Annotated in this window: 15 protein-coding genes and 2 pseudogenes; 12 read left to right on the forward strand and 5 right to left on the reverse strand. The window is 60.0% G+C overall.

The genetic code is table 11. From position 1 onward, the window contains the following. From IGW03_RS32020 to ppk2, 6 genes and pseudogenes are all read left to right on the forward strand, one after another. Positions 1-362: porin (locus tag IGW03_RS32020; RefSeq protein ID WP_194726512.1), on the forward strand; the 362-nt coding region annotated here is incomplete at its 5' end. A gap of 209 nt (positions 363-571) precedes the next feature. Next, positions 572-1,069 (forward strand): annotated as a pseudogene (surE, locus tag IGW03_RS32025) (5'/3'-nucleotidase SurE); the annotation flags it as partial. Between the two features lie 84 nt (positions 1,070-1,153). Continuing rightward, the gene (locus tag IGW03_RS32030; protein WP_194726513.1) at positions 1,154-2,167 is read left to right on the forward strand and encodes an IS110 family RNA-guided transposase; all 1,014 of its coding nucleotides are present in this window, start codon (positions 1,154-1,156) and stop codon (positions 2,165-2,167) included. Between the two features lie 391 nt (positions 2,168-2,558). Next, the gene (locus IGW03_RS32035; protein ID WP_194726514.1) at positions 2,559-2,825 is read left to right on the forward strand and encodes a SurE domain-containing protein; all 267 of its coding nucleotides are present in this window, start codon (positions 2,559-2,561) and stop codon (positions 2,823-2,825) included. A gap of 171 nt (positions 2,826-2,996) precedes the next feature. Beyond that, positions 2,997-4,016 carry a transporter gene (locus tag IGW03_RS32040; RefSeq protein WP_194726515.1) on the forward strand — a complete coding sequence of 340 codons (1,020 nt, stop codon included), beginning with the start codon at positions 2,997-2,999 and terminating at the stop codon, positions 4,014-4,016. A gap of 310 nt (positions 4,017-4,326) precedes the next feature. Then, the gene (gene ppk2 / locus IGW03_RS32045) at positions 4,327-5,238 is read left to right on the forward strand and encodes a polyphosphate kinase 2 (RefSeq protein WP_194726516.1); all 912 of its coding nucleotides are present in this window, start codon (positions 4,327-4,329) and stop codon (positions 5,236-5,238) included. Positions 5,239-5,407: 169 nt separating this feature from the next. Here ppk2 and IGW03_RS39345 read toward each other — a convergent pair. The 3 genes and pseudogenes from IGW03_RS39345 to IGW03_RS32060 form a co-directional block, all read right to left on the reverse strand. Continuing rightward, positions 5,408-5,611 (reverse strand): annotated as a pseudogene (locus IGW03_RS39345) (IS701 family transposase); the annotation flags it as partial. A 53-nt stretch (positions 5,612-5,664) separates the two neighbouring features. Further along, positions 5,665-9,840, reverse strand: a complete 4,176-nt coding sequence (locus IGW03_RS32055) for a DUF4347 domain-containing protein (protein WP_194726518.1) — start codon at positions 9,838-9,840, stop codon at positions 5,665-5,667. Between the two features lie 744 nt (positions 9,841-10,584). Beyond that, on the reverse strand, positions 10,585-11,256 hold the full coding sequence (locus tag IGW03_RS32060; protein ID WP_228536227.1) for a TetR/AcrR family transcriptional regulator: 672 nt from the start codon (positions 11,254-11,256) through the stop codon (positions 10,585-10,587). 293 nt (positions 11,257-11,549) lie between these two features. Here IGW03_RS32060 and IGW03_RS32065 point away from each other — a divergent pair, with 293 nt between their 5' ends. From IGW03_RS32065 to IGW03_RS32075, 3 genes are read left to right on the forward strand one after another with little or no spacing between them, the layout of a single operon-like run. Then, positions 11,550-13,688 (forward strand): HDOD domain-containing protein, encoded by a 2,139-nt coding sequence (locus IGW03_RS32065; RefSeq protein WP_194726520.1) that lies wholly within the window; start codon positions 11,550-11,552, stop codon positions 13,686-13,688. Continuing rightward, on the forward strand, positions 13,685-15,910 hold the full coding sequence (locus IGW03_RS32070; RefSeq protein ID WP_194726521.1) for an EAL domain-containing response regulator: 2,226 nt from the start codon (positions 13,685-13,687) through the stop codon (positions 15,908-15,910). The genes IGW03_RS32065 and IGW03_RS32070 overlap by 4 nt, the downstream gene beginning before the upstream one ends. Beyond that, positions 15,907-17,166 carry a tetratricopeptide repeat protein gene (locus IGW03_RS32075; protein WP_194726522.1) on the forward strand — a complete coding sequence of 420 codons (1,260 nt, stop codon included), beginning with the start codon at positions 15,907-15,909 and terminating at the stop codon, positions 17,164-17,166. The genes IGW03_RS32070 and IGW03_RS32075 overlap by 4 nt, the downstream gene beginning before the upstream one ends. A 289-nt stretch (positions 17,167-17,455) precedes the next feature. Here IGW03_RS32075 and IGW03_RS32080 read toward each other — a convergent pair whose 3' ends face one another. Both IGW03_RS32080 and IGW03_RS32085 read right to left on the reverse strand, forming a co-directional pair. Next, positions 17,456-18,994 carry a CYTH and CHAD domain-containing protein gene (locus IGW03_RS32080; RefSeq protein WP_194726523.1) on the reverse strand — a complete coding sequence of 513 codons (1,539 nt, stop codon included), beginning with the start codon at positions 18,992-18,994 and terminating at the stop codon, positions 17,456-17,458. Between the two features lie 155 nt (positions 18,995-19,149). After that, on the reverse strand, positions 19,150-19,653 hold the full coding sequence (locus IGW03_RS32085; protein ID WP_194726524.1) for a protease complex subunit PrcB family protein: 504 nt from the start codon (positions 19,651-19,653) through the stop codon (positions 19,150-19,152). Positions 19,654-19,965: 312 nt separating this feature from the next. Here IGW03_RS32085 and IGW03_RS32090 point away from each other — a divergent pair, with 312 nt between their 5' ends. From IGW03_RS32090 to IGW03_RS32100, 3 genes are read left to right on the forward strand one after another with little or no spacing between them, the layout of a single operon-like run. Continuing rightward, a complete protein-coding gene (locus IGW03_RS32090) occupies positions 19,966-22,428 on the forward strand; it encodes an ATP-binding protein (protein WP_194726525.1) in 2,463 nt (820 codons plus the stop codon). Continuing rightward, a complete protein-coding gene (locus tag IGW03_RS32095; protein ID WP_438943689.1) occupies positions 22,425-23,159 on the forward strand; it encodes a methyl-accepting chemotaxis protein in 735 nt (244 codons plus the stop codon). The genes IGW03_RS32090 and IGW03_RS32095 overlap by 4 nt, the downstream gene beginning before the upstream one ends. Continuing rightward, complete coding sequence (locus IGW03_RS32100; protein WP_194726527.1) at positions 23,156-23,695, forward strand: hypothetical protein; 540 nt, start codon at positions 23,156-23,158, stop codon at positions 23,693-23,695. The genes IGW03_RS32095 and IGW03_RS32100 overlap by 4 nt, the downstream gene beginning before the upstream one ends. Positions 23,696-23,720 lie beyond the last annotated feature (25 nt).

Below are 23,720 nucleotides of genomic sequence, written 5' to 3' on the forward strand. Positions count from 1 at the left end.
TGGGTGCGACCTACAACTTCGGTCCGGTCATGCTGCACGGCGCCTATGGTCTGACCGAAGCCGACCGCGGCGGCATCGACACGGCCGACTTCAAGGATGCGATGGTGGGCGTGTCGGTGCCGGTGGGTGCGGGCAAGATCCTGGCCAGCGTGGTTCACCGCAGCGACGACATCGGCACGGCCGATGCGAACTTCTACGGTCTGGGCTACATCCACTCGGTGTCCAAGCGCACCACGCTGCACACGTCGTACGGCTACATGAAGAGCCGCGGCGCCGGTTCGCGCGGCTATACGGTTGGCAGCGCCATTGAAGCAGGCACCGGCAGCCGCGCCTTCGAGGTCGGCGTGCGCCACACATTCTGAGGAACCGAACCTCCTCGGACTGCCTGGCGGGCGAGCACCGTGTGCAAGCCCGCCAGACAGAATGGAATGATGCAGCAAGGCTCGGAGTGAAATGCAACGGCGATTGATCCAGGCAGGGATGCATCCGGAGAACATGGTCCCGGATGCGAACCGAATGACCGATTCGGGATCAATCAGATATCAAAATTTCACTCCAGTTTCCATTATTCATGACGAATCGCGTCCTCCTTACCAATGACGACGGCATCGATGCCCCGGGCATGGCCGTTCTTGAGTCCATTGCCGCCGAACTCGGCTACGAGGTGTGGGTCGTTGCGCCCGAGCACGACCAAAGCGGCACTTCGCACTCCATCAGCCTTCATGCACCTCTGCGCCTGAGCGAGCGCGGGGAGAGGCGCTTCGGCGTTTCCGGAACGCCGGGCGACTGCGTGGTCATGGCGGTGCGCCACTTGATGACCGACAATCCGCCATCGCTCATCCTGTCGGGCGTCAACCGCGGCGCCAACATCGGCGTGGAAACGGTTTTTTCCGGTACCGTGGGCGCGGCGATGACCGGCATGCTCTTCGGCATACGCTCCATCGCATTGAGCCAGACCTTCAACGACCGCCGCGCGGTGCGCTGGGAAACGGCGCGCACGCATGCTCCTGCGGTAATCAGGCGCCTGCTGCAGATGCAATTGGCCGCGAGTGCCTGCATCAATGAAAATCATCTAGCCGGCTGACCAAATGCCGAGACGGCATTGGCGTAAAGTAAGTGTCCGACTTGCTTTACCTACGGACGGAGGCTAACGATGAAGTACTGTGGCATCGACTTGCATTCGAACAACTGCCTTGTCGTGGTTATTGATGGCCACGACAAGGTCTTGCTTGAACAGCGCGTTCAAAACGACCTGGCCAGCATCTTGAAGCTGCTTTGCCCCTACAGACGCGAGTTGGCCGGGGTGGTGGTGGAAGCAACCTACAACTGGTACTGGCTGGTCGACGGATTGATGGAAGCTGGTCATGAAGTGAAGCTGGCCAACCCTTCCGCCATCAAGAAATACGACGGGCTCAAACATCGGGGCGATCAAGCCGATGCCCGATATCTGGCACACCTGCTGCGCCTCGGTATTCTTCCCACAGGAGCTGTGCTGCCCAAGGAACTGCGTGCCACACGAGACCTGGCAAGAAAGCGCATGCAGTTAGTGAGGAACCGTACTCTTCATATTCTGGCCGCGGAGAACATCACGGCACGTGAATATGGCAGTCGCATCAGCAGTAATCAAGTTAAGCAACTCGACTCTGAACAGATCGATGGCATGGCGCTTAATGACGATGTGAAGTGCGCGCTGAAAGCCAATGTGGCTATTGTTAAAGCCCTCAACGAACAGATTGAAATGGTCGAGAAGCGCATACATGAGCAGGTTGCATCAAGATCAGAATATCGCTTGCTCAATAGTGTGCCCGGCATTGGCAGGACTCTTGCGCCAGTCATCCTGCTTGAAACCGGACCTATCGAGCGCTTCAAGGAGGTTGGCAACTTCGCTTCCTATGCTCGCTGTGTGAACAGCGAATACACCAGCAACGGCAAGAAGAAAGGTAAAGGCAACATGAAGAACGGTAACAAGTATCTTGCTTGGGCGTTCGTGGAAGCCGCCAATATCGCGCGGCGTTATGACGACCAGGCCAGACGCTTTTATGAACGTAAGAAGGCAAAAACCAACGGGGTAGTGGCGACGAAGGCGCTGGCACACAAACTGGCGCGGGCGTGCTACTACATTCTTAAGGAAGGCAAGCCGTTCGACGGGGCACGCTGCTTTGCATAGGTTATGGCGGCAGGGATGAGCCAGGAAAATTAACTGGTAAAACCATCAATAATGAATGGACTCCCGCGCCGCCACCCAATCGCATTGCGAATCGCCTGCGACATGAGCCATCTTAGGATTGGCGCCGGAAGATCGGCAACCATAGGTAATGTGACGACCCATTGGACATGAAGCGGCACCAACGTTCTTCTGGGGCAGAAGCTCTGCCAAGGCAAAGATAGGTAGCGGCCTATCGACTGCTTGAACCATATGGGTGTTTGGCGCGATTCGTTTGCAGCCAGCATGAGAAGAATCGGGCGCGATATGCAGGGCGAGAGGGAGTAAGAAAATGAAGGAATGGCATCGTCTCAGTTGCCAGGGCATCCCATTCCCTCTTGATTTTAGCCGGCTAATGGGTGTCAATTTTCCCGACCGGCCGGCCGAGGAAACCGGCGAGATGGTCTTCACCCGTCAAGGCCGGGGCATCGTCAAGCGCATCGACGTCGAACACCATACCGACCCGCGCGGCCTGTCTTATCACTGGCTGAAGTTTCACCGCGAGCCGGCGGAGGATGCGCCCGACAGCGAAGCGACCGCGGTCGCTCAGGGAAAAATCGCCATGACGCCGCTGCAGTTCGAACGCACGGCGGAGAGTTTCTTCGCCAACATCGGCGGTTGAATCGGTTGAATCGGTTGAATCGGTTGCACGAAGCAACCGGGCGATGCATCTCGAGCGAGCGGAAGGTTTTGGTCATGCGGCCGTCATAATCTGCCTGTAAGGTAGCGGCGTCGCAACGTCTTGCATACTGGACTTTCATGTCAAGGAAATGGCGCCCGCAACGAGAACCTCATGAAGCGTGATGCCTTTCGCTACGGATCCGATGAGACCGGCCTGATCTGGGGATACCGCTTTGCCGCAGGCAGCAAGCCCACGGCGATCAATGCCGGTGAGGCATTGGCTTGTCTGGGGGAGCCGCAGGATGATGCCGGCTGCGATTTCATCTGGCTGCACTTCAATCTCACCAATACCGCGACGGAAAAGTGGTTTCTTCAGCACGGCATGGTGGCTGATGAATTTTTGCAGTCCCTGCACGAACCTTCGCGTTCCACGCGCATCGGTCTGGCCGAGAACAGCCTGATCGCCGTCGTCAACGATGTGTCCCACCGTTTTTCCTTCGAACCTTCGGATATCTCCACGGTATGGATGAGCGTGGACCGGCGTACCGTCATCAGCGCACGCAGTACGCCGCTGACCTCCATCGAACGTGTACGCCATGCCGTCGAATGCGGCGAGGATTTCCGTTCTTCGGTTGAAATCCTGACGCATCTGCTGCGCGACCAGTCCGATGTCCTCGTCGATATCGTGCGGGAATCGGTGGAGCGCGTCGACAAGGTGGAAGACAGCCTGCTGGCGGGCCGCATTTCGCAGCGGCGCGCCGATCTCGGCACGCTGCGCAGGGTGCTGGTGCGCCTGCGCCGCCTGCTCGCGCCGGAACCGGCCTCCCTGTTCCGTCTGCTGCAGCGACCGCCGTCCTGGATGATGGAGGAAGATGCGCAGGAACTGCGGCAGGCGACGGAAGAGTTCGCGGTCGTGCTGAACGACATGGCATCGCTGCAGGAACGCATCAAGCTGCTGCAGGAAGAGATCGCCGCCGCCGTCAATGAAGAAAACAGCCGCAGCCTGTTCGTGCTGACGATCGTCACCGTGCTGGCGCTGCCGATCAATATCGTTGCAGGCTTGCTGGGAATGAATGTCGGCGGAGTGCCGCTGGCAAACGATCCCTATGGATTCTGGATCATCTTCGGTGTGGTGATCGGCTTCACGGTCGTGGCCGGCTGCATTGCCATCCGCAGGCAGGGAAACGACTAAGCGTTGAATGGGATGGGGTGGTCGGCATACCGCTCCGCTCGCGCGCGGCTCTAGCGGCATGCCTGCCTGCCGTCAGCCATATCGGTTGGCTGTACCGCAGATGCATGCATGATGCCGGGGTTTTGCTACATGACGATGACAAGGCCGGAAATTTTTCGCCCGTAAGATTTTTCATGAACTTGCAGCGCCGCCTGTCTGTTTGACACAGGCTTGTAACTTGCTTCCATTAAGCTTTCCATGCGGGCATTTCGTTTCGCGCGAAGTCCTGGCGAGCAGGTTTCACTAATTGACGAGCAGAATGGCGGCCGTAATGAAAGCAGACAATATCGAAGTGATGGAACGCCTGCGGCGTGACCTGGAAGACAGCTACGATGAAGAATTCGAACTGGAGTTGGACGACCGGATCGAGGATGCCCTGAAGAATGAAGCACCCGACGGAAACGACGCGCGCGAAGAGCGCCGCCATTATTTCCGCGAACTGTTCCGCCTGCAGGGCGAACTGGTCAAGCTGCAGGATTGGGTAGTGTCCACCGGTCACCGCGTGGTCATCGTTTTCGAAGGGCGCGATGCGGCAGGCAAGGGTGGCATCATCAAGCGCATCACGCAGCGTCTCAATCCGCGCGTATGCCGCATCGCCGCGTTGCCGGCGCCCAACGACCGCGAACGCACGCAGTGGTATTTCCAGCGCTATGTCGCTCACCTGCCGGCGGCCGGCGAGATCGTGCTGTTCGACCGCAGCTGGTATAACCGTGCAGGCGTGGAACGGGTCATGGGTTTCTGCGACGATGCCCACTACGAAGAGTTCTTCCGTTCGGCGCCCGAATTCGAACGCATGCTGGTGCGCTCCGGCATCCAGCTGATCAAGTACTGGTTCTCCATTTCGGACGAGGAGCAGGAATCCCGCTTCCTGGGCCGCATCCATGATCCGCTGAAGCAGTGGAAGCTGAGTCCGATGGACCTGGAGTCGCGCCGCCGCTGGGAAGATTACACCCGCGCCAAGGAAATCATGTTCGAGCGCACCCATATTCCGGAAGCGCCATGGTGGGTCGTGCCCGCCGACAACAAGAAAAAGGCACGCCTCAACTGCATCCACCATCTGCTGAGCCAGATCCCCTACGAGGAGATCGAGCATCCGTCCATCTTGCTGCCCGAACGCGAGCGGCATGAAGACTATGCCCGCCGTCCGGTGCCGCATGAAATCTGCGTGCCGCAGATTTATTGATCCCGCATCGCGCTGGCTGCCGACCCTGCAGATACAGTTGAATCTAAAAGGCCGGCAGCCACCTCGTTAGTACCGCTGCGTCATAAACCAGCTCGACCGCAGCATGGACAGATCCTGAGATGTTTGACCAAGCCTGCGATAAGGCCGATCGCAACGACCGAATGGAATCAGAGACATGCCGCAGCAACGCTTGATGTCGGGCGCTGGCATGGAGCGGATCGATATGCGCAGCCAGCGGTTCTGCACACTTCCTTGGGAGTGGCAACATCAACCCGGTACGGTATTGTTTGAAGGCGTCGACTCGATCAGCATGGCCGAACCCTGCCGCCAGATGTTCGAGATATTGTTCGAAAGTATCGCTACTCACGGCCATCTCCTTTTGCACGGAGATGATTTCAGTTTAGGATCTTTTTTGACGCAGTAGTACTAGAACGTCTCAAATGAGGTGCTCATGATACCGACCAGTGCGATCTTTTCCGCTGAATCGGCGACGCCCAGCAATGCATCGGCTCGCCCGATTGCTCCACTGTCAATCTGCCATGCCCATGCCGACAGCTCCGCCTCGCTGCCCTGCCGATCCAGTCCTGCCTTGTACAGATGATCGACGAACTGCTTGCTGTTCATGCCACTGAACGCGGCAATCGCTTCGTCGCTTTGAGTGAAAAGATAGGCAATGTCCCTGAGACCCGCACCGTTCTCGCTGGCGGCGATCCAGTGATTCAGGCCGGCGGCGTCGGCCTTGCGGTCGAACAGGGTGCCGTACATGCGCACCAGGATGGCGACATCGCTGCGATTGAAATCCAGCGTATAGCCATTGGCCTTCTCGCGTGCGATTTTTTCCTCGGAGTTCGCAAACGCATACATCACTGCTGCACGGTCCGCCTTGCCCGACTCAAGCAGGCCAATCCAGTAGTCGCGGCCGCTACTGTCGGCTGCGCGCCCCAGTGAACGCTGGTACAGGCCATCGACAAACTGCGCATCGCTCTGGCGACCGAGAAATGCCTGAGCCTCAGCTGAAATGATGAATTGATGGGCGATGCCGGCCAGCGACATGCCGTTCCCGCTCATCTTTAACCAGTATTCCAGCCCCTGCTGATCCGGGGCCCGGTCGAAGGTCGCATCGTACATGCGGCTAATGATGCCGCGCACGGTCATGTCGGCATCGGTACCCATGAAGTTGAACTTCTCCACGTTGGCCACCGTATCGGTCCCATCGATACCGCCATTGCGATGTGTGACGGTGAATCTGCCGTTTTCCACGCGCATGGTGTAGTCCGACCTGCCCGAGCCGGCCAGGCGAACCGTATCGAGGCCGGTGCCGCCGTCGATGGCATCGTTGCCCGCACCGCCGAAGACCAGGTCGTTGCCCTCGTCGCCAAAGATGCTGTCATTGCCGCCGGCGCTGCCCACCGTATCGTCGCCTCCGCCGCCATGCAGGATGTCGTCATCGGCGCCCAGCATGATGTACTGGCTGCTGCCGTCGCCCCATACGTTCTGCGAACCTTCTCCGCCGGTCACGGATAGCTCGCCGATGATCGCTGCATAGTCGATCCCATTCAATCGGATTTCCGAGCCGCCCGGAAGATTGCGGCCGTCGATCACGAGCGCCGTCATAGCTTGGCCGGGCGCCGATGGCGCTCCGGTTAAAGTCAGCGGCACTTCTGGGGCGGTCGAACTGGACGCTGTGACTGGCACGATGGTCTGCACCAGCATGGGTCCATCCGTCGCCAGGCTTTCCAGGAAGCTGGCGCCTCCGCCGGTCAATGCATTCTGGTCCTGGGAACCCGCGTCGGTATGCGCCCTGATTTCCCGGACAAGGTCTGCCAGCGAGCTGCCCGCGGTTTTCGGCGAGGCGCTTCCCTGCGCTGTCAATCCGAAACCGACAGGAACCTGTGCGGTCAGCATATTCGTGCCGCCGGTTCCGGTCACCAGCGGAATGTCAGCGACGGCGTTGTTGCCCGACTGCTCCTGGCGCGTTGCCTCGACCACGGGTACGATGATTTTCGTCGATATCGTTCCGTCCGAATTGGTGACTTGCACCTTCTGGACGGAAATGCCGTCGATCATGGTCGTGGTCGAGAGGGGCGCGGGCGGCGTGACCGGCGCTGGTTCCCATCCTCCCCCGCCGGAAACAGGCGCCGCCGTGTTGTTTGCGACGGTCGTCGCCGCGAGCGTGGCTGCGTCGTTGCCCGCCGCATCCTGGATGGCGTTGGCATCGTCGCTGTTGCCGGGATCGGTATAGGCGACCGTGACCGCCTGTCCATTCACCACGGCAGAAGCCAGTGTCAACGTAACCGTTTTGGCAGCTGCATTGACGGCCAGGCTATTGACGGCGATGGTGCTGCCGCCGGCCACCACCGCGAAATCACCCGTTGCGGGCGGATTGCTTGCATCCATCGTGACCGCGTCGGTATAGGTCATCACCAGCGTGCTGCCGTTGACCGCCGCACTTTGGAATGCGGGCGCCGACGTATCGAACGTATAAGCCTGACTGTAGACGGTGCCGTCGATGCCGTCGTCGCTGGTGATCCTGACTTGCAGCGTGTTGCTGCTCACAAGAGTCCTGCCCGCCAGGGACCATGATTTCTGGCCGACCGTTGCAGCGGCGGCGGTCCAGCTGCCGCCGTTGTCAAGCGACACATACACAGTCTCGCCCGCAACCAGGTTGGCCGACAAGGTACCGCTGATGGTTTGGGCTGCGGTCTTCGTAATGAAGTCCGTGTCCGAGGCACCGGTATCGGCAGAGAATGCCGCCGTCGCAATCGTCGTGGTTGGAATATGGTTGCTAACGGTGAAGGTGTTGTTGTTGGTGCCGGTCGGCGCTGTGTTCAATGCATTGCCTGCTGCGTCGGTCACATTCTGGCCGACGCTGAAACCGAGGGTCACCGTGCCGTTCAGACTTGCGAGGTTGCCGCCCGACACCGTTACGTCATAGGCGTCTCCGACTGCCGGCGAGACATTCGTCACAGTGCCGGTCGTGCCTGCCACTGTGAAATCCGTAGTATCGATGTTGCTCACAGCGCTATCGAAGGTCACGCGGTACACCAGGCTGTCGGCATTCGTCGTCGCGCCCGAAGGCGTTTGCCGATCGATGGATGTAACACGGGGAGCGACGTTGTCGAGCGTGTATGTGTTGTTGTTCGTACCGGTGGGAGTGGTTACGGCCAAAGCGTTGCCGGCCGTATCCGTGATGTTCTGCCCCGCGGCAAAGCCGAGGGTCACAGTACCGTCAAGGCTCGCCAGATTACCTCCGGACAGCGTGACGTCGTACGCATTTCCGCCGGCGGAGCTTACGCTGGTGACGGACGCAGTACTTCCCGTTACCGAGAAGTCGGCGGCATTGACGTTGCTGACCGCTTCGTTGAAGGTCACGCGATACACCAGGCTGTCCGCATTGGTCGTGGCCGAAGACGGCGTTTGACGAACGATGGACGAGACCCGTGGCGCCAGGGTATCCGCCGTGATGGCCGTAGCGATCACCAAGTCGTCCAGCTGAACTGCAAATACCGAATCCGAGAATTCAAGCGCAAACTCACGGATGTTCTGAAAGGAGCCGGAGTCCGGCTGACCGAGCATAGTCGATGAAACCGACTTGAGTGTTCCGCCGCTGATCGTTCCCAGATCAAGTCTTCCGAGTTCAAGGCTGGCGGAATCGTAACCGACCAGGGATACCCTCGTACTTGTAACGGCTGCTCCAGACGGAAATTTGAATCCGAATTCGAAACCGTCGAGCTTGAAAGTGTCGCCAGCATTGGCCGCGTAGAGTCGGATGCGGTCAACGAAGGCAAGAGCCGGGGTACTCATGCTGCCGGAGAAGGTCAAGGAGCCATCTCCATTTCCAAGTACGCTGACACCTGCGCCGGTCCAATCGGCAGGGGTGGTTCCGATAAAGGCAACTTGAGAGCCGGGCGTGATGATTTGCGCCATCAGGCCCGTATCCGCTCCTGTCCCCGCTGTGCCATCGCTCTTGATGGTCGAAGTTGTGGCAGGGTTATCCGTCTCCGGCGGAGAAATCGTTGCACTGGACGAACCAAAAGTAAAGGTTCCGGTTCGAACGGCAAGCACACCGTGAAAGCCCGTTCGCGCTGCATCAGTCAATGCGAGCTCGGCGGCAATAAGTCCATTTCCGTGTCGCAGATCCCAGCTGCCGCCTTGCTCGGCATTGCCAACCAGGCTTTCCGATGCGGCGACCTGCGCGCCGGTCAACTCCGCGAATCTGGCAACGAAGCGCTCGCCAGCTTCACCTTTTGCGACCTCGCAGCCGTAGAGCAGAATTTCACCGGAATTTTCAAGCGCATGGCGGAAGGCCGGCCAGATATCCTGGTAATGCGCGAGCGATTGCATGTCCACCCTACCTGCACCAAGCCATAGCGTGCCTGGCTGGCCATGGCTGATGATGTGGACCGCTTGCAGCGGCCCGCTTGCTTCGAGTGTCTGCGCGATCTGCAGCAGGCCATCGGAACGTCCGTCCACCAGCACGACTGGTATTCCCGGGCGTACCCCGGTTGCCAGATCCTGAAAGCCGTCGATCCCGGCATCGAGGAAGACGATCTCATTCACTGGTGCAAGGGCATTGATTGAGGAAGTGCTGGAGATTTTCATGGTGTTCGAAGGTGGCAAGAATACAAGGCGGTCGGCAATAGCAATGCAGGCAGCCGAATCATTGCGGACCGCTGCCGTGCGACGGTGTGCACTGGAAGAGCCGGCGATGATGCTCAGGCCGGAAAAGCATTCTGCTCGCGCGGGTGCAGTTCAAATGTTTCCGGACAAGGCGTTGTGAAGCCTCATTGAATGTAGAGCTGCGACATGGATTTCTGTTGAAGTGTTAGACAATCACGTTCGTTCGGGGGAGGGCAGAGCATTGACCGATGACGAATGCAAGCGTTGGCAGCAACACATTCATTCCTGGTGAAAAAGCCCGAATATCCCCGATGGCGACAGGAACGTATTAAAGCGTTTTGAAGGCAAAGGCGTCAATGAAACAGGCGCCAAGGCGATGGAAACTGAAAGATTTTCGGATATGGACCGAAACAACCCGGTTCGCTTGAAAAATTCGGAGGTTTGTGATGCTTACCAGATGAGCTCAAGTTGGGACCCGCTCTTCATCTGGGAGAAATCCCCTCTCCGGCGAGCCGGTTTGCGGCTTGCGGCGCTAATTGTTCGAAGACCCTGGCAGGCAATCGATGTGCGTCGTTTTCTGCCTGGTGCAATGCCAGATGATCCGGTATCGGGCATGTTCAGGCCTGAGCCGTCAACGACAGAAACCTGCCGTGCAAGCAAGCTGCGCGTCACGGAGTAGACCCAATGCGGCGCCGGAAAAGCATGAGCATGCTACCGGCATCGTCATTATGAATCGATGACGGCCTGGCCGGCGTCCGCGGGCATGTCGTAGTTCAGAAAGCCAAGCGTCAGCCTGACCATTTCATCTTCGAATTCACGGCTGCGCAGCAGCGACGGCCGCTCGACCGCGGCAGTCTGAATCGTGCTGGAGATTGCCCTGAACAGGACGAACTGGGCGCTCGGTGCGTGCAAGCGGTGGCTACGCTCGGGATGCGTTCTACAAGCGATGCCGACGATCAGGCCGTAGTAACGCAGCAGCCCCTGGCCCAATTCCGAATCTTCCGCAGCATTGATCATCACCGTGCGAAGAATGCCGCCCAGTCGGGGACGTTCTCCGATGATTTCGATCATGGCGGCGATGAGGCGGCGGGAGTTCGACACCGCATCCGTGGGACTGGCATTCCAGGTCGCGAGGATTTTTCCGGCTACACTCAACATGCGGTCCAGCTCACGAACCGCAAGCGTTTCGAGCAATGCTTCCTTGTTGGAGAAGTACTGGTAAAGTGTTCCGACACCATAGCCGGATATTTCAGCGACCTTTTGCGTCGTCAGCTCCGCAAGCTCGCCATTTTCCAGAATCCGGCAGGCGGCTTCGCACAGATTGTCCAGTGTCTTCTGGCTTCGCTGCTGCGATCCGCTTTTTGCTCTATGCGTGATGTGCGTTCGATCTTTTTGCATGCTGCCCAAGTTCTGTCTAGTCTGGCATCTGCTGGATGCGTGATCAGGTTGAATCCGTCAAGTCTTCCATGAATCTGAACCTGCGGCAATGATCCGGAAAATCCGGCGATACCAATATCCCGATGGTCCTTCAAGCTTCCGCCTGCTACATTTTCCAATTGGAAACAATATTGGTGTTATGATAAACCGCTTGTTGAAGTACCTTCTAAAATAGCAAACATATGTCCTTGATTTAAAAGCCGGTTTCGAGTTGTTATTTTTTCATCGCACTGCGTATGGTTCGAGCGCAAACTATGGAGACAGCGGTTCCCGACATTCAGCACCGTCTGATGGCTGCAAACCTGCCTGCATTACCGCAGGTGCTGGTGCAGCTCGTCAATCATTGCGAGTCGGAAGAGGCCGGCATGGCGGTGCTTGCCGAACTGCTTTCCAGGGATGCCGCGCTTGCCACGAAAGTGCTGCGCGTCGCGGCCAGCCCCGTCTATCGCCGCGGTACGATGGCTCCAAATCTCGAGCAGGCATTGACGGCCATCGGCATCGACATGGTTCGGGTCCTGCTCCTCACCGAATCGGTCCACCAGACCTTTAACGGCTTCGCGGCCTCGCACAGCATTGATCTGCGGCCGTTCTGGGCGCATGCCATTGCCACCGCAATCTCCGCGCGCGCCATCGCCGCCAATCTCGGCTATGCGCAGCTTGAGGAAGCCTATCTGGCCGGACTGCTCCACGATATCGGCCGGCTGGCACTGGTCACCGCCGCACCGAACGAGTATGCGGCCAATTTCCATGCGGACGATGACGAGGCGCTGTGTGCAACGGAAGAACGCACGCTGGAAATCACGCACCCCGAGGCTGGCGCGCTTATCATTGAAGGATTGGCGCTGGACTCCTTCCTCGCCGACAGCATCCGCTATCATCACGAACCGCTGGAACGGTTGCAGACAGCGCATCCCCTGGTGCGCCTGACCGCCCTTGCGGATGCCGTCGCCACCCACGCCGGCACCCCGGAGGGGATCCCGCCGGCGGTGGCGCGCATGGCCGGCTTTACGCAGGAGGAGGCGCGCCAGCACGCGCGGACGCTTGCGGAGCAGATCGCGCATCTGGCGGCCTCGCTGGGCATCGAGGTGCCCAAGGATACGCCTGCGGCATTCGCAGCCCGCCGCACCGGCCCGGCGGCGCCATCGATTCTCGGCGGTGACCGGCTGAATGAAAAGGTGCGTGATCTCATCCTCGTGTCGAAAACGGCGGAGGAGCTTCGCAAGTTCCACGACGTGAACGGATGCAGTCGCGCCATCGTGAAGTCGTCGGTGGTTCTGTTTGGTTTTTCCGACGCCATCGTGCTGTCGGGGGCAGCCGGCGGCACCGTCCTCACGCCTGCGGTGCTGGATGACGGCCGGACGCGACTGTCCGGATTGTCGCTGCCGCTGGACGAAGGCAACATTGCCGGCATGGCGGCGCTGCATGGCATGGCGGTTTTCCATATTCCCCCGCGCGTGGCATCGGTAGTCGAGGACCAGCTGCTTCGTTTTTTCAAGACCGATGCTCTTGTCGCAATGCGTCTTTCTCTCACGCCGGACGAGCCTGTGGTCCTGCTCGGCGCGATGAGTGCAGGGCAGGCGCAGCTTTTGCGGAGCCGGCAGCACCTGCTTGGCGACTTCGGCCGGCAGTCTGGGACCATCCTGAGCAGGACGGCGCAGCATAAGGAGGGAGCCGGCGTGCCGGATGCGGTCCTCGCCAGTGAATTCCAGCTTGCAGCGCGACGTGTTGCGCATGAAGTCAACAACCCGTTGGCGATCATCAAAAACTATCTCGCGTTGTTGGATCGCAAGGCTAATGGCAGGCAGGCGATCGGCGATGATCTATCGGTCGTGGCGGAAGAGATCGACAGGGTGGCGCAAATCATTAACGACTTCGCCCAGGAACACCAGGCGCCGACTGACGACAGCGCCGACGTCAACGGCGCGCTCGCGCACGCCGCCCGCATGTTTTCCGATAGCGGTTCCTTGCATCCGGAGGTACGCATCGCGCATCACGCCTCGCGCGAACCGGTCCGCGCCGCCATCGACTCGCGCGTTCTCAACCAAATTCTGGTCAATCTGGTGAAGAATGCCAACGAAGCGATGGTCAACGGCGGAAGGATCGATCTGCGCAATGCCGGACTGGTTCCGCGCGACGGCGGGCTCTGGGTCGCCGTCAGCGTGGGCGACACCGGCCCCGGCATTCCGGCCGCGTTGCTGCCCCGCCTGTTCTCGCCCATCGTGAGCGCGAAAGACGGCGACAACCGCGGCCTCGGCTTGTCCATCGTGCACGACCTGGTGACCAAGGCGGGAGGGAAGATCAGCTGCCGCAGCAGCAATTCCGGCACGGTGTTCGACATTCTTCTGCCCCCTGTGCCCTTTCATGCAACGCCCGAATCCGGAGAACGCGGATGACAGTACAGAACGCACCGATCTTCGTTCCTGATTTCATTGACCGGAACGACGCGACACCCATTGCACCGATCGTGCCCGTTGCGCCGCGCCTTCTGCTGGTGGACGATGAGCCACGTCTTCTGTCCAGCCTGGCCGCCCTGCTCGACGGCAACGGGTACGAGCTGACCATGACCGGCGGCGGGCACGAAGCCATTGCCATGCTCTCGCGCTTGCATTTCGACCTTGTGCTGCTCGACCTGCGCATGCCGGGCGTGAGCGGTCACGACGTCATGGACTTCATCAACGAGCGCGGCATCGACACCGACGTCATCGTGCTGAGCGGGGACAGCGGCATCGAAGCGGCGATCGGCGCCATCAACCGCCGTGCCTACGGCTACCTGCGCAAGCCCTACCGGCACGATGAGCTGCTTAGCCTTGTGGCCAACGCGCTTGAGCGCCGCCGGCTTGCCGCGGAAAACCGCAACTTCGCCTGGCGGCTGGAATGCTCGGAAAAGCTGTACCGCTTCCTTATCGACAGCTCGCCCGATATCATCTATACCCTCGATTCCGAGGGCCGCTTCACGTACATCAACCGCCGCGTGACCGAACTGATCGGCTTCGACCGCACTGAATTGATTGGCGCCTCCTATACCACCATTGTTCACGACGACGACGTCGAACGCGCGCGTTATGTCTTCAACGAACGCCGCGTCGGGGAGCGCGCCACCCGCAACGTGGAACTGCGGCTGAAATGCGCGGACCCGAAGAGGGTGCGTACTTTCGAAACCTCGCTGCGCACCATCTCGTTCAACTCCATCGGCATGTACCTGAACAATGGCAAGCGAGGCACATCCGAGTACACCGGCACTTACGGCATCGCGCGCGACGTCACCGAGAAGCGCCGCAACGAAGAGGTCATCGCCTACCAGGCCTACCACGACATTCTCACCGACCTGCCGAACCGGGTGCTGTTCTGCGACCGGCTCGAACTGGCCATCGTCCAGGCCCGGCGCAAGAATGAGGAACTGGCACTCATGTTCGTCGACCTCGACCGCTTCAAGACGGTGAACGATTCGCTCGGTCATCTGAAGGGGGACGAACTCCTGAGGCAAGTCGCCGCGCGCCTGAGAGGCTGCATCCGTAAGGGCGATACCCTCGCGCGTATCGGCGGCGACGAATTCGTGGTGCTCATGCCGGAGTTGCGCGATCGATCGTCCGCCTCCGTGGTCGCGCAAAAATTTCTGCTGGTACTCGCCGCGCCGTTCATTCTCGACGGCACCACGCTTCATATTTCTGCCAGCATCGGCATCGCGGTGTTCCCTGAGGATGGCGACAAGATCGACGACCTGATTCGCCACGCGGACATGGCCATGTACAAGGTCAAAGGCGAGGGAAAGAACGGCTTCAGCTTCTATGACCGTACGCTGCTCGACGCCGCGCATGACAAGGTCCTGCTGGAGCAGGACCTGCGGCGCGGCTTCAAGGCCGGCGAACTTGAAATGTATTACCAGCCGCAGATTGATGCCCGCACCGGCGCGGTGGTTGGCGCCGAAGCCGTCATGCGCTGGAATCATCCACAGCGCGGCGTGCTTTCCGCGGGCGAGTTCCTGCCGCTGGCCGAGGAAGTCGGCTTGATGGTGCCGTTCAGCGACTGGATGGTGGACAGCGTTTGCGGCGACCTCCGGCGCCTGCGCGATGAAGGCAGAGAGCCCGTGCGGGTGTCGGTCAACCTGTCGCCGACCTGTCTCATGCGCGACAACTTCTTCGGGACACTGACGAGCGCACTCGAAACGCACGGGATACCGGCCACGCAACTGGAAGTCGAGATCACCGAGAACATATGCATCCGCGATCCCGAGACCGCCATCAAGCATCTGAAGAAGCTGAGCAGCCTTGGCGTGCGTATCGCGATCGACGATTTTGGAACCGGCTACTCCTCGCTGGCCTATCTGCAACGGTTCCCCATCGACACGCTCAAGATCGACCAGGCCTTCATTCGAGAAATCGGACATGATGACGGCCATTTTCCGGTCGTTCTTGCCGTGATTTCCATTGCTCGGGGATTAAAGCTTGATCTGATCGCGGAAGGTGTGGAATCGGAGCTGCAGGCGCGCTATCTCGAACAGGCCGGGTGCGTGATCATGCAGGGCTTCCTGTACCACAAGCCGCTGCCGCTCGAACGGTTTGGTGAATTGCTGCATGCGCGGTCAACCTCAATCACGCGCAGGGTCGGAGCGGCATGACGGAATCCATGGCGACAGCTGGCCGGACCGACATTTCCGCGCAGGGCGGCACGCCGGAAGCGCAGTTCGCGCTCGCGCTCACGTACCTGAACGGGCGCGGCGTGCCGCGCGACGAGAAGCAAGGCGTGGCATGGCTTGAGAAAGCTGCCACGCAGGGTTATGCGGAGGCGCAATTTCATCTCGGCGCACGCCATGCGACCGGTCAAGGCGTTGCGCAAGATGCCGACAAGGCGATCGCCTGGTGCCGCAAATCCGCCGCGCAAGGACACGTCAAGGCCCAATACAACCTTGGCCTGCTGCTGTATGGCCGGAAAGGTGCGGGCGCCCAGCATAAATGGGAAGCCATCGAGTGGTTCGAGAAAGCGGCGAATGGCGGCTACGCCGGCGCGCAGAACAACCTTGGCCTGATCTATGCGAATGGTGTCGATGTGCCGCGCGACTATCCCAGGGCGCTCGACCTGTTCGCCCGGGCCGCGGCGCAGGGCGACGCGGCGGGGCAGAACAATCTTGGCATCATGTACAGCGCCGGCAAAGGCGTTCCGCAGAATCATATGCAGGCCGCCGGCTGGTATGCGAAAGCTGCGGCGCTCGGTCACGCCGCCGCGCAGTACAACCTGGCGAACCTGTATGAAATCGGCAAAGGCGTCGGCCAGAACATCGAAGTGGCAGCCAGGTGGTATCGCAAGGCAGCCGAACAAGGTCACCTGAAAGCGCAGTTTGGCTTGGCGCAAATCTTGGCACGAGGCGACCGCCTGCCCCAGGATATGCCTGACGCCTTGTTCTGGTACCGCAAAGCGGCAGAGCAGGGGCACGCGGAAGCACAATTGCAAGTAGCGAAGATCCTGGACGCAGGTTGCGGCGTCGAACGCGATACCCGGGAAGCGCTGCGCTTCTACGAACTCGCCGCGCGCCAGGAAATCGTGGAAGCCCAGTTCCGTCTCGGCATGTTCTACGACTGCGGCGTCGATGTCGACAAGGACGATGAAACGGCCTTGCAGTGGTACGGCAAGGCCGCCGAACAGGGCCTCGCACGTGCCCAGTATAACTTCGGACTGATGCTTGCCTATGGACACGGGAGTGCAGCCGATCCGGTAAAGGCCTGGCAATGGTTGAACCTCGCTGAAGCGGCCGGGGTACAGCGGGCGGCCCGTCATCGCCGCAATATCGAGATCGGCCTGTCGGGACAGCAACTGGCTGCGGCAAAGCTTGCAGTGGCGGAATGGACGCCAAGAAACAAAAGACAGCGCGACCGCTAGAGCGGTTTCGTGTTGACCGGCTTAGTCGAGGCCGAGGCGGATTGTCTCCGGGACAAGGCGTGGCGACGCGACATGGCGGTGCCATGGCAAGGAGCCACAACGCAGTGCCAGAGGCAATCGGTCCGGGATCGACAAGCAGGTCAACACGAAACCGCTCTAGCCGTTAAATCAGAACGAGTTAAGAAGTTTTTTCTGCTCTTGCAACCATGCTTCCTTCGGCAATTCCATTAATCTTGCCGAATCTGCTCATCGCTTTTCTGCCCTTTCTGCCAAATTCAACCAAGCACCGCTAGTGCTTGTACGGCGGCCTGGCGCGGGCGAAGTTCTTCCATAGCGGCCTAATGTCGGCGCCGCTGCCGTAAATGCTGGCTGTCAGATAGCCGCGTGCAAATGCGGCATCGGCTGCGGCCGAAGGATTGGCGAGCTGCAGTTGCGCAAGCAATTCATCCGCGACGGCGGCATCGTTGAGCCAGCCGAGCTCTTCCTGCATGGCGGAGAGGGCGGAAAGATAGCGCCGCACATGCTGCTTCGGATATAGCGATGCAAAGAACTCGGTCGCATAGCGCGCCTTCTTGGCGGCGATGCGTACGCGATGACGGGATTCCGGCTCATTGTCGTCGAGCGCCTTGCCGCGCTTGAGCAGGCGCTTCTCGCTGCGCTTGAGCATGGATCGGGCGAATGTCGTGGCTGGCTTGTCGAGCCGTCCCGAAGCGCCGTCGTCCAGGCTTTCCCGCCATTGCCTCCCTCCCAGCCATTCGGCAAGCTGCAGCTGGAGGCGGGTGTATGCCAGGGAAGCGACTTCCTCCGATGCAGCAGCACGATGCCTTGAAGCGTTCTCCTGGGCGGCGGCAATCAGTTTGCCGATGTCGGCTTCCTTGGGTGCATGCGCGGCCACGCGTTCCAGCGTGGAACCGGCCAGCACCTGCCAATCCCGCGCGGCGCCGAGACGGCCGGCCAGCTGCTTGAGCTCTTCCTGGATCACGGTCGGAGCTGCGATGATGTCTTCGAACATGTCCAGCGCCGAACGAAGGCGGCGCAGCCCCACGCGCATCTGGTGCACGCTTTCCGAATCGGTGTCGTGCATGACGCGCTGTTCGTTGCCGTGAATCTGGGCCAGACAGTTCGAAACGATGGCAATGAAGGCATCTTCGATGCTCATGCTCTTGCGCAGTTTCAGCTTCTCCGCCTTGACGACCTTGGGCTTGGCGCGAGCAAGCAGCGCGTAGCCGCGCTCGGCCTTGCTGAGCGAGCCGATGCGCATGGGTATCGCATCGAGCAGTTCGAGTGCGAAGCCGAACAGGCGCTGGGGTGAACCGGATTTGATTTCCAGTTCGATTTCCGAGACCGGCTCGCGCTTTTCCCCATGCACGATATGGCCGCGGTCGATGGCCATTTCGACTTCCTCTCCCCCGGGCAGGCGCAGCTGGCGGATGTTGCGTTCGACTTCCAGCGTGAAGATCGGCTGCAGCTTGTCCTGGAGCGCCGGCAGATTGAGAATTTTCAGCGCCGCTTCGCTGGCTTTGGCCATCTGCTTCAGCGACTCGACATCAGGAACGTCCGCGTCGATTTCCGCTTCCCATTCGTCACGCTGATGCAGACCCGACTGCACGCTGCCTCCCGCCTTCAGCGTCTGAAGGCGCTTGCCGCCGGCGTGCCGCACGCGCAGGCCCATGCCGTTGCTCATCAGGTCGTAGGCGGGCGTATCGAAATACACATCCCTTTGCATTTGCGCAGCAGGCTTGCCTACGGTCACGCGGTCAATCAGCTGCAGGTCCTCAAGCTTGCCAAGCTGGCCTTCATCGATCAGAAGCTTCAGTTCTTTTTCCATCGGGCGCCTTTTTTGCGATTTTTCTCAATTATCGAATGAATGCGGCTTTTCAATGCTGACTTACGCCAAGCCTGCTGGAGCTGCGGCAGACTTGGACGCATGGTTTTGCCGGTCGGAAAATGCCTTGGAACAAGCTGCAGGCCACAGCATTCGGCTCAGCTAGGCCGGTCGGGAGTGCGAATGAATTCAACCGGTTCGCGCGAGACCGGCAGCGCAATCAGGTGGGAGGGATGCGTCACGGCGTAATTGCAGACCCGAGGCCCGGACGGGATTCTTTCGCTGTACTCGATGATGATCCGGCTTTCCTTGCGGTAGACGCGCTGGATGCGGACCGCATGGCAGCCGTTCGGGCGTTCGCCGGTAAAGACGCCGGCGATCATCTCTTCGCTGAAATCGATGCGCGGCAGCGGAAAGGGATGGTAGCGGTTGCCCTTGTGTTCAGCCCAGAGTCGCGACCACGTGCGCTGGTCGCGTACTGTAACCAGCATCTCGGCCGTCACGCCGGAATAGATGTCCGAATCGACGGTCTCCCAAGCGACGGGCCCATCGCTGCGAAAGCCGAGGCTGGCGCAAGCACCCAGCAGTAAGGTTGCGGCCAGCACAGGCAATTGGATGACCCCTCGATGGTTCGCCAGAAATTCCAGGGGTTTCCAATTCATGACAGGCCGCTCCGTTTCCATTGACAAGGAATGCATCCGTTTGAGGACGTTGGTTGCCGAAGATTTCATCGAGTCGATCCTCTTATACCAATCCCAAGGCATAACATGCCATGAGACCGCGTCTTTTTCCGCCTGCCCGCGTTGCGCTCGTCATCCATAGCTCCGCTATGGATTCCTCCCGCGCCTTGCCAGTCGAAAAAATCCATCGGTCTCATCTGTCACGTTATGCCTTGGGATTGGTATTAATAGGCTTGTCATATTTCTTCACGACAATACGGGCATTCAAAACAACAAGAGCAATATCCCACACGCATGACTATTCGACAACGCATTACCCTGCTGGTCGTTTTGATGTGTGCCGCCATTTGCGGCATCGGCGGCTATGCCTTTCTGCAATCCCGGCAGGGCGAGACGCAAGTCAGGCTGGTGACCGAAGGCGTGGTGCCCAGCGCGCTCGCATCCGCCGACCTGGTCTCCCGCCTGAAGGACGTGCAGCTTGCCACCATTGTTCTGGTCAGCGCACCCGACAAGCTGATGATGGAACAGGGGAAGGAAAAACTGGTGTCTTCCCAGAAGCAGTTGCGTGAAGCAATCGAGCAGCAGGTCGGGCAAGCCGCGGGCAGCCGCCAGAAGGGCCTGATGGAACAGGTGGAAGAAAGCCTGGACAATTATTTTTTCGCAATCGAGGAAACCATCCGCTTCAGGGAGTCCGGCAAGAATGAGCTGGCACAGGCCAGCCTGTTCGGCAACGTCGTGCAGTACCAGGGAGAACTTGAGCAGATCGTCGACACCCTGCGCATTGAAAAGAACCGCGACAAGGATGAAGCGATCACCGCACTCAACGACAATCTCGCAACCACCACCACAACGCTTTCAGTGGTGACGCTGCTGGCGGCTATGGTCCTCTCGGCAGTCGGCATGCTGCTTTACCGCCGAATCACCGGCCCCATCAGCAGGATGCAGGCCATGATGAGTGAAATCGCCTCGAATCAGGACTTCACCCGCCGGGTGCCGGTGCAGACCATGGACGAGATCGGCCGTTCCATCGTTGCCTTCAACGGCATGATCGAGAAGATCGAGGAAAGCTCGGCGCAGGTCAGGCAGAAAACCGCCGACATCCAGGCCATGCTGGAGAACATGCCTCAGGGCATTCTGACCGTGGTCGAGGGTGTACGCGTGCATCCCGAGTACTCGGCCTACCTGGAAATCATCCTCGAAACCGACGACATCATCGGCCGCAACCTGATGGATCTCCTGTTTTCCGGCACCAACCTGGGTCCGGACGCATTGGACCAGATCGATGCGGCGGTGCGCGCCAGCATCGGCGAAGACGTCATGAACTTCGAATTCAACCAGCATCTGCTGGTAGGCGAGATCGAAAAGACCATGGCCGACGGCCGCATCAAGATCCTCGACCTCAGCTGGTCGCCGATTACCGACGCCTCCGACACCACGGTGCGCCTGATGCTGTGCGTGCGCGATGTGACCGAACTGCGCAAGCTGGCCGCCGAAGCCGGCGAACAGAAGCGCAGACTGGAAATCATCGGCGAAGTGCTGGCGGTGAGCCAGGAGAAGTTCCATGAATTCATCGCAGGCTCGATGAAGTTCGTCACCGAGAACGAAGTCATCATCCGCGAACATCCGGAACTGCATGCCGAAGCGGTGGCACAGCTGTTCCGCAACATGCATACCATCAAGGGCAATGCACGGACTTACGGCCTGAACCACCTGACGAACCTCGTGCATCTCGCCGAGCAGACCTACGACGAACTGCGCAAGCCGCGGCCCAAGCTGGCATGGGACCAGAGCATGGTGCTGCAGGAGCTGTTCAAGGTGCGGGACATGGTTGAACTGTATGCCGACATCAACGAATTCAGCCTTGGCCGCAAGGGACCCGGCCTGCATGCAGGCGCCGGACGCTATCTGATGGTCGACCAGGAGCATGTCTTGGAAAGCCTGCATCGTCTGGAAAACGTCAATACTGCGAATTTGCATGAACTGCTGTCGGCGCATGAAACAGTACGCAGGAATCTGCGCCTGCTCGGCACCGAAACCCTGGCCGAAACTCTCGGCAACGTGCTCGACTCGCTGCCCTCGTTGGCGCGAGAACTTGAAAAGGAAGCGCCGGCCGTGCACATCGTGGACAACGGCTACCGGGTTCGTACCGAGGCCGGCAGCGTGCTGAAGAACGTGTTCATGCACCTGATCCGCAATGCGATGGACCATGGACTCGAAGTCGCGGAAGTGCGCCGCCTCCAGGGCAAGCCGCCTGCCGGCACCATCGAAATCAAGGCAGAAGTGTCCGGCGGCATGCTGAGGCTGGAACTCGGCGATGACGGCCGCGGCCTTGCGCTGTCGCGCATTCGGAGAATCGCGGTCGAGAAAGGTCTGGTTCACCAAAATGCCGTGTTGAGCGATGAAGAGACCGCTCATCTGATCTTCAAGCCCGGCTTCTCCACGGCGGCGCAGGTTACCGAAGTGTCCGGGCGCGGGGTCGGCATGGATGCGGTGCAGGACTTCGTGCGGCGTGAGCATGGCAGCATCGACATCCGGTTCTGCGATGACAGGGTCGGCGCCGATTACCGCCAGTTCCGCACGATCGTGATGCTGCCTGCAAATATGGCCGTCTCGGGCGAACCCGCCGCAACGGTGGAGGGCGGAGCCCGCCAGCATGCCATTGCAACTGCGGCCGGAGCGCAATTGGGAAATCAATCGGGAAACGAACAGCACGCCGGCAAGCCTCAGGCTAACCCGGCGCAGAAGGAAGCGGTGTGATCGAGCAATATATGACAGGCGCAATTGCCGGAGGCATCCTCGCCGGCATGCTGGCAGCCGCAAGGCTGAGGAAGGCACGCAAGCAGGCAGAAGCGGTACTGCAGCAGGCGGGAGAAGACAGTCTTGCCGTACTGGCGCAGGCAGAGGCTCGGCATGCCGCCTTGCTGTCCGGACAGGAACGGGCACGGGAGACGCTCCAAGCTGAAATCGAACGGCTGCAGGACCAGGTCGGAAAGCAGGCGCACCGCATCGGCGAACAGCAGACTGCGCTGCGCGAAGCCGCCGAACGCCAGCACGGCTGGAGCGCCGAGGCATCGCGCATTGCCTCCGAGGCCGCACGGCTCAAGGGACTGGCGGCCACCTTCGAACGCTGGCACGAGCAGATGGATTCGCTGATGGCGCAGAACCAGGACATGCACGCCAAGAACCAGGAACTGGCCTCCATCGTCAAGCATGTGGTGATCGTCTCGCTGAATGCGTCGATCGAGGCTTCCCGTGCCGGACAGGCGGGAAGGGGCTTTGCCGTGGTGGCGCATGAAGTCAGGTCGCTGGCGCTGCGCACGGAGGGATTGTCGCGCGATTACAGCAACAGCCTGCATCGCAACGACATGACGACGACGGCAACCTTCCAGGACATCCAGGCAGGCGGCAAGATGCTCATGGCTTCGCTCAGCAGCATCGAGGCCAGTGCGGGGCAGTTGCAGCACAAGCTGGAATGGGCGGCCGCATGATCAGCGAGCAGACCAGGCAAAGCCTGGATGGAATCTTTACCAGGGCGGTGCGTTCGCGGCTGGCGCTGCACGCCGGCGATACCTGCGATGTCAGGCTACTGTCCCACGCTGCCGGCCAGGAACCGGAAAGCCGGAACATGGTGGTGCTGACGATCTCCTCGCTGCATTTTCGCCTGCTGATCATGTTTCATGTCGACGAGACGCCGGACACCCAGGCTTACTTTACCGGCGGCGTCGAAGGCAGGCAGTTCCGCGAAGTGCTCTATGAAACGGCCAACCTGTGCTGCGGTGCCATTAACCAGGAACTGCTCAAGCATTTTCCCGACCTTGGCATGTCGACGCCGTTCACGCTGGACAGCCGCTGCGCCTTGTTCCTGCGTGAACTCGATCCCGGCTTTACCGCGCGCTATGCGGTTGTCATCAATGACACGCTGCACCTGTCGGCGACGCTCTGCCTGTGCGACTACGGCACCATGGATTTTGCATGGGAAGGCAGCGAGGCGGAAGAAGTCTCCGGCGAACTCGAATTGTTTTAACCGATGAATTGAAGAAGGAATAATA

It is taken from the genome of Noviherbaspirillum malthae, from assembly GCF_015352985.1.
Classification (GTDB): domain Bacteria; phylum Pseudomonadota; class Gammaproteobacteria; order Burkholderiales; family Burkholderiaceae_D; genus Noviherbaspirillum; species Noviherbaspirillum malthae.